Below are 5,815 nucleotides of genomic sequence, written 5' to 3' on the forward strand. Positions count from 1 at the left end.
GCTATGTTAAGGATACTTTTAAAAGATTTGCTATTGTCTTTAGTTCATAACAAGCTTAGAACCTTTTTTGCATTTTTAGGGATTGTTTTTGGAGTCTCTTCTGTTGTTCTTATAGTTTCTGCTATTGAGGGCAGCAGTTTACAGGCGAATAAAGTTATTAAAAAACTTGGGCCAGATTCTGTTTTTATTATTTCAGGTGCTATTGGGAAAGGTCCCCGTAGTGGAATGAAAAACTTAACACTGGACGATGTCAAAGAAATATCAAGGCTTGAGGGAATTTTTGCTCTAACTTATGGGATAGTAAAACCTATGACTATTTCAAGTATAGAAACTTCAAAGTTTTCTGCAGTTTTTGGAGTAGGGGAAAACTGGCTTCTTTCGTGGGACTACAGAATAGAAATTGGAAGAGGATTTACAGAAGAAGACTTTAAGAATTTAAGAAAAGTAGCCGTTGTTGGACATGATGTTAGCGATTTCTTCTTTCCAAACCAAAACCCTATAGGGAAAACAATTTTGATAGGAAAAACTCCTTTTAAAATCATTGGTGTTTACAAGAAGAAGGGAAAAACCCCTAATGGACACAACCTTGATAACAGAGTATTCATTCCTTACAAAGTTTTTGACAAGGTGGTAGAAAAAACTTTTAACAGAATTACTCTCATAAGGTTTAGAGTTCTTGATATGAGGTCTTACGATGAAATAGTGAAAGAAACAAAAGCTATTCTTTTGAGACACCATGAGGCAGACGAATTTACGGTGATTACCCCTGTTGTTGTTAAAAAGTTTTTATCTATGCTTTCAGCAAGTTTAGCACTCTTTTTAGGAATTGCATCGACGACTGCTTTAGTTGTCGGAGGTTTTGTTCTTTCTTCCATCTTTTACATAAACGTAAAAGTTAGAGAATGGGAAATCGGCCTAAGAAGATCGTTAGGTGCAACGAGAAGAGACATTCTTTTAAGATTTTTAGCAGAAAGTCTCATTATTTCGTTAGTTGCATTAATTATCGGTAGTGGTTTGGGATTTTTGGCAGTTCACTACATAATGCCACTTTTAAAAGTTCCAGAAGTTTACCCTATAAAAGCCTTTATTATTGCAAGTATCTTTTCTGTTATTGTTGCGATTTTTGCAGCGTACTTTCCTGCCAAGAAGGCCTCTTTAATAGAACCTGTAAAAGCTTTAAGAACGAAGGTATAAACCATGACGGCTGTAAGAACTTTACTTTCTTACTTTAAGGAAAACAAAAGAAGGATGGTTCTTTCGGTTATTGGAATAGCAATTGGTGTTTTTTCTCTTACTCTCATGATGGGTATCACAGGAGCTATGAAGCAAAAGATTTTAAAAACACTTGGAAATCTTGGGGCAAATGTTCTTGTCATAATTCCAGGAGACGTTAAAAATTTGGGAGGAAGAACCATTCAACTTTCTTTTTATCCAACGTTAACCTTAGACGATGCAAAAGCTATAAACGAAAAGTGCCCTACTGTTTCTTTGGTTTCTCCTTATAAGAAGGTTAATCCAAACGTTCATTTTGGTGGAAAGTCTATTACTTCAGATGTTTACGGAGTAGTTCCGGACTTTGAACGTATTGCTGATTATCATCCTTTTTGTGGAAGGTTTCTAAAAAAGGATGAGGTGGAAAACATATCGCAAGTGGCAGTAATAGGAATAGAGGTTGCAAGAAGTCTTTACAAGGAAGACTGTCCAGTTGGAAAAAATATTTACCTATTTAACGCACCTTACAAGATTGTTGGAGTTATGGAAGAGAAAGGAACGGACTTAAGTGGAGAAAACCTTGATACTAGGGTTTACATACCTATTTCTTCAGCGATGAAAAGAATTTCAAACGTTGATTACATTGATGGAATTTACGTTTTACCGGCTTCTGAAGATTTAATAGACGAAACCAAAAAAGAAGTGGAAACTTTACTTTTGAAAAGACACGGCAAAAAAGACTTCACGGTTAGTAAATACGAAGATGTTGCAAATACGAGAAAGCAAGCAATGGAGATCTTTTCAAAACTTTCAATAATAGTTTCTGTTATAGCCTTTAGCGTTGGAGCTCTCGGAATACTGGCCGTTATGACTTTATCTGTTCACGAAAGACTTGTTGAAATCGGAGTAAGAAGGGCTTTTGGTGCTACAAAGATTGACATTTTCAAGCAGTTCCTCCTTGAGTCAACGGTTCTTTCTTTAGTAGGTGCTGTTTTTGGAATATTTGTTGCTACGTTACTTGTGACTTTAATATCAAAAGTGGCCGGCTGGGAAACCTTTATTCCAGTAAAGGGAATAGTTGTATCTTCCTCTCTTTCCATAATAATAGGTTTAATTTCGGGCATTTATCCTGCACTCAGAGCAACATCTTTTGAACCGAAAGAGATTTTAAAAGATTCTTAAAACACTAACTTATAGAGTTGCTTTCTCCAAATGAATCGATCTTATCATGGATGTTTTGTAAGAACTGCTTGGTAGCGTTCACCTTTTTAAGAGCCTTATTAAGGTGTGTTTCCAGTATAGTGTATTCCTTGACTGCTTTTTCTATTTCGTTTTTGAGAGAATTCATTTCGGAAATAACTTGTTCCACATTTTGTTCTATTTCAAATGCTTTAAGACCTTCAAGGATTACATGTAAGTAGCTCATAAAGGTATTAGGAGAAACAGGAAAAACTCTTTTGTCGATTGCATATTTATATACTTCAGGTTCTAAAATGAATGTCTCATACCAAACGCTTTCCGAAGGTATGTACATAAAAGCAAAATTTGTAGTGTTGCACTCTGCCGGTTTTATATATTTTTCGGATATGTCATCTATCATTTTTTTTATATCATTAATAAGGTCTTTTTTATTTCTTTTACCATCTAATACCTTCAGAAAGTTATCTAAAGGAAATTTTGAATCTATGGGAAGAAGCTTACCATCTATAACTAAAATTGCATCCACTTTATTTGTTCCCAATGGATACTGAAATCTGTACCTATCTTTTGGGAAAACTTCTTTTATAAGATTTTCTAGAAGAGCTTCACCGAAAATCCCCCTTTGCTTTGGAGGTCTTAAGATGTTTTGGAGAGTTTGCACTTCAATAGCAAGTTTCTCCATTGTTTCAAGTTGACTACTTACTCTTCCAAGCTTTTCGTAAAGCTCAGAAATGCTTTTAGAAATAGAGTCAGAAATATCTCTTATAGTCTTGTTTATTTTATTCTCCATTTCTAACAGTTTTTGCTTTGTTTCAAACGACAAGTTAGTATTTTTCTCCGACATTTCGTGAACGTTTTCTTTTAAATCCAATAATTGAGAAACTATACTTTCTTTAGTATTGTTTAAGTCTTGAGCCACATTTTTTACTACTTTTGTTTCAAATTCATACTCTAATGTTTGAAGTTTATTTCTAAGCTCATCTAGAACTTTCCTAATTTCTTCATTATCATGATTTATTTTCTCTCTAATCTCAATGAGTTCTTCTAAGGATGTTGGAGTCTGCAATTTTCTGTAGATTAGAATTGTAATAACAGCAACAACTAAGATACCTGTTAAAGTCAAAATATCAGGGAAGGAAACCCCCATTGTATATCCTCCCAAAGAGATTTAAAGTGCCAATTTTTTCTCTTCTAAATACTTCTTTATTCTCTCTACCGTTTGTTCCAAAACTTCTATATAGTTTCCTTTAAATCCCCTCTTATTTCTTTCAGTTCGTCAGGATACTCATGATCAAGCTTGTTTCTAAGTTTCTTAATCTTTAACCATTCTTCAGTAACGTTTACAATTTATAATTTTTCCAGTTTGTCAAGAACATTAACAAAACTCATAGTATCAGCATAATCTTCCACAGTGATCCTACATAATCTTGTAGTTTCATAAATCGGAAAACAAAAGTATCAACGGTTTTCATCACCTCAAAATTATTTAGGTCAATACTTTCTATATTTCCAAGTTTTTCTATCTCTTCTAAAGCTTTCTTAAGTCTATCAATATGAATCTCTGAAATTCTAATGGTATCTTTAATCATAAGACTCTTGCTCCTTTTTCAAAAGCTTCTAAGTGGTGTCCTTTGGTGTAGTCGAAGGATCAATGCCTTTTAGTTCTAATTTTGCAAGAAAGGAAAGTTTATCACTTACCTTAATTTCTCTCTCAGACTTAACGAAAATATCTATATCTCCTCCTTTTTTAGCAGAATTTCTATTCCTTCCCTAAAAACTCCTCCGGCAGTTTTCCTTATTATTTCAAGTTCTTTCTTAGAAACTCTAAGTTTCCTCATCTTCATTTCCTTCAAAAAGTCCTTCTATAAATTCCTCTGGATCAAACTTTCTTAAATCCTCTATCCTTTCTCCTATTCCCACAAGCTTAATAGGTATCTTAAGATCGTTGCAGATTGCAATTACTATTCCACCTTTTGCTGTTCCATCAAGTTTTGTAAGAGCTATACCAGTTACGTCGGTAATTTCTTTAAAAGCCCTTGCCTGAGAAATAGCGTTTTGTCCTGTATTTGCGTCAAGAACCAGCAAAATTTCTGCAGGTTGTCCAGGAAACTCTCTGGCTATTACCTTTTTGATTTTGTGGATTTCCTTCATCAATCTATCTTTGTTGTGAAGTCTTCCTGCCGTATCAACTATTAAAACATCATCCCCTTTAGCTTTAACGCTTTGGATTGCATCGAAAACAACAGCTGCAGGATCGGTTCCTTCCTGTCCTTTTATAATTCTTACTCCTGCCCTTTCAGCCCAAACCTCAAGCTGTTCAATAGCTGCTGCCCTAAAAGTATCTGCTGCTGCAAGAACGACAGAAAGACCTGAATCCTTTAACTGTTTTGCAAGTTTTCCAATGGTTGTTGTCTTTCCTACACCATTTACTCCAAGAACTAAAATAACTGAAGGCTTTTCGCTAATTGCTAACTCTCCTTTACATTTTGAGAGTTTTTCTTTTAGTTTTTCTTTTAGTATCTCGAGGAGCTCATCAGAAGTTTTAATTTTTCTTTTCTTAGCTTCTTCTCTTAGATAATCTACAAGTTCTAAAGTGGTATTAACTCCAACATCTGCCAAGATAAGTTTTTCCTCTAGTTCCTCAAAAAGGCTCTCGTCTATTTTTCTTCCTCTAAAGGAAGATAACCCTAACGCATCTCTTGTTTTTTTAAGTCCTTCTTTGAATGTTTTTAAAATCTTGGAGCCACTAAGTCCTAACTTTTCTTCAAGTTCTCTCTTTTTGACCATAAACTCTAGTTTGTAGTTTTCAGGAACGGCACCTTCTATCTCTTTTAAAGTTTTATAAGCAAGATCAAAAAGTTCCTCTTTTATATAAATAGATGCTATGTAATAACTTGAAAGAAAAGCTAAATTTTTGTTTTGGCTGTTTCTTGCAACGTCGTAAAGGTTTCTTGCCCTTTGAAGATTACCTTTATATTCCTCAACAAGTCCCATTAAGAATGAGGAATATTCTTTGCCAAGTTTTTCCTCTACTTTAGGAATATGACCTTCTATCTCTCTAAAGATTGCAAGGTTCTTTATCTTCTTAGTAACTACCTCTATAAGTTCTCCGTTGCTATAAATGAGAGCATTAATAAGAGCTAAAGGAGCTTTTTGTTCGTTCTCTTCTGCAAGTTTTACCCATTTTTCCGGTTGATTAGGATTCTCCTTTAGTTCGTCCTCTAGGGAACGTTTCCTTCTTCTAAAAAATCCAAACATCTTTCTTATCTCCTTTCAAAAAATTTTTTGAAAATCAATTTGGCAATTTCTAAAGCTACTTCTTCTTTAGAACCAACTAGACTCTCTATAGTATCTTTGGTAATAAAAAGAACATCTGTTTTGTCACTTCCAAATATTCCCTTTT

5 protein-coding genes are annotated in these 5,815 nt (G+C 34.2%); 2 read left to right on the forward strand and 3 right to left on the reverse strand.

The annotated features are described in order from the left end of the window. Both ABGX27_06055 and ABGX27_06060 read left to right on the forward strand, forming a co-directional pair. Positions 1–1,194: ABC transporter permease (locus ABGX27_06055; protein ID MEO2069060.1), on the forward strand; the 1,194-nt coding region annotated here is incomplete at its 5' end. A gap of 3 nt (positions 1,195–1,197) precedes the next feature. Beyond that, positions 1,198–2,394, forward strand: coding sequence for an ABC transporter permease (locus ABGX27_06060; protein ID MEO2069061.1), 1,197 nt, complete (start codon positions 1,198–1,200; stop codon positions 2,392–2,394). Positions 2,395–2,398: 4 nt separating this feature from the next. Here the strand turns inward: ABGX27_06060 and rmuC are convergent, their stop codons facing one another. The 3 genes from rmuC to ftsY form a co-directional block, all read right to left on the reverse strand. Beyond that, positions 2,399–3,559 (reverse strand): DNA recombination protein RmuC, encoded by a 1,161-nt coding sequence (gene rmuC / locus ABGX27_06065; protein ID MEO2069062.1) that lies wholly within the window; start codon positions 3,557–3,559, stop codon positions 2,399–2,401. A gap of 238 nt (positions 3,560–3,797) precedes the next feature. Next, entirely contained in the window at positions 3,798–4,001 is a 204-nt protein-coding gene (locus tag ABGX27_06070; GenBank protein MEO2069063.1) for a hypothetical protein, read from the reverse strand. A gap of 235 nt (positions 4,002–4,236) precedes the next feature. Continuing rightward, the gene (gene ftsY / locus ABGX27_06075; GenBank protein ID MEO2069064.1) at positions 4,237–5,670 is read right to left on the reverse strand and encodes a signal recognition particle-docking protein FtsY; all 1,434 of its coding nucleotides are present in this window, start codon (positions 5,668–5,670) and stop codon (positions 4,237–4,239) included. Between the last annotated feature and the right edge of the window lie 145 nt (positions 5,671–5,815).

Source organism: Desulfurobacteriaceae bacterium, from assembly GCA_039832905.1.
GTDB lineage: Bacteria > Aquificota > Aquificia > Desulfurobacteriales > Desulfurobacteriaceae > Desulfurobacterium.